We start from the raw sequence: 676 nt of genomic DNA on the forward strand, positions 1-676 counted from the left end.
ACGTCGCTCAAGGAGATTGCCGAGGCCTGCAATATGCTGCCCGGAAGTCTGTATTATCGTTACAACAGCAAGGAAGCGCTGCTTGTCGAGCTGATGCGCCGGGGGGTGGACCTGGTTACCGCAGAGGTCGAGTCGGCTTACGCCAGTTCGGATGACCCGGTTGAACGGTTGCGTCTTTGTATCAAAGCGCATCTGCGAGCCCTGTTGGTAGATTCGGACGCGGTTTACGTGCTGCTGTTTGAATGGCGAGCGCTGGGCCCGGAGGCTCGCGAGGAAATCATCGAACTGCGTGACCAATACGAGTCCCTGTGGGCTGAGATCCTCGAAACAATGATTGAACAGGGCGTGATCCGGAAGAATGTTGACGGCCGTTTGCTCCGCCTGATCGGCCTTGGGGCGCTCAACTGGGTTGCAACCTGGTTCGACCCGAACGGGGCTCATTCACTCGACGCCATTGGCGACTTGATCTGGCAGATCGCTATGGACGGTGTGATCAATAAAGGGGGTCAGGCATAGGTTCTGGCTTCACAAACGCAAGTAGCCTCTGTTTATGATCGCTAATCATGCGGATGCACGGTTTGTGATCTGACATTTTGCCTGAATTGCTCAGGCGACTGGTCAAACCAGCGCTTGAAGGCGCGTCTGAAATTGGCACTGTCGTGATAGTTCATCAACG

At 55.3% G+C, this 676-nt stretch carries 1 protein-coding gene; it reads left to right on the forward strand.

The features are described 5' to 3' along the window. Positions 1–516, forward strand: a 516-nt coding sequence (locus tag B2W52_RS15780) for a TetR/AcrR family transcriptional regulator (RefSeq protein WP_286803707.1), incomplete at its 5' end; no start/stop codon positions are given. Positions 517–676 lie beyond the last annotated feature (160 nt).

This window comes from Marinobacter sp. UBA2498 (assembly GCF_002341575.1).
GTDB classification, from domain to species: domain Bacteria; phylum Pseudomonadota; class Gammaproteobacteria; order Pseudomonadales; family Oleiphilaceae; genus Marinobacter; species Marinobacter manganoxydans.